The organism is Vibrio sp. 10N.222.49.C9 (assembly GCF_041474985.1).
In the GTDB taxonomy this organism is placed as follows: domain Bacteria; phylum Pseudomonadota; class Gammaproteobacteria; order Enterobacterales; family Vibrionaceae; genus Vibrio; species Vibrio crassostreae_C.
In genome coordinates, this window is record NZ_JBFRVD010000940.1 from 1 (window position 1) to 316 (window position 316).

Below are 316 nucleotides of genomic sequence, written 5' to 3' on the forward strand. Positions count from 1 at the left end.
AGAGTTGACAGGTAACAAGGGCGCAGGCTCCGAGCTAACCAAAGCGCGTCAAAACCGCGTGCCACAAGTCAACACCTTGTTAGGCCAATCCGAAACACAGGTAGAAGGCACACAGTGGACAATCCCCCTCAAGGCGCTCGATAACTGGCGCTGTGGGAAAGGGATTGACCTCCTTTCTAAAACCCATAGCGAACACTCCGTCAATATTGTCACTTATACCGAGAGCGCAGTGCAATGGAATAACAATAGGGCATTTGTTACCGATGCAAGCCCTGTGCTGTGTGGTAGCAGTATCAAAGGTATTCTAGCGCACAGA

At 50.6% G+C, this 316-nt stretch carries 1 protein-coding gene; it reads left to right on the plus strand.

What is annotated here, in order from left to right; all coding sequences use genetic code 11:
- Nucleotides 1-316 (plus strand): hypothetical protein (locus AB4585_RS26320; protein WP_372171706.1); only part of this gene is annotated, 316 nt, incomplete at both ends.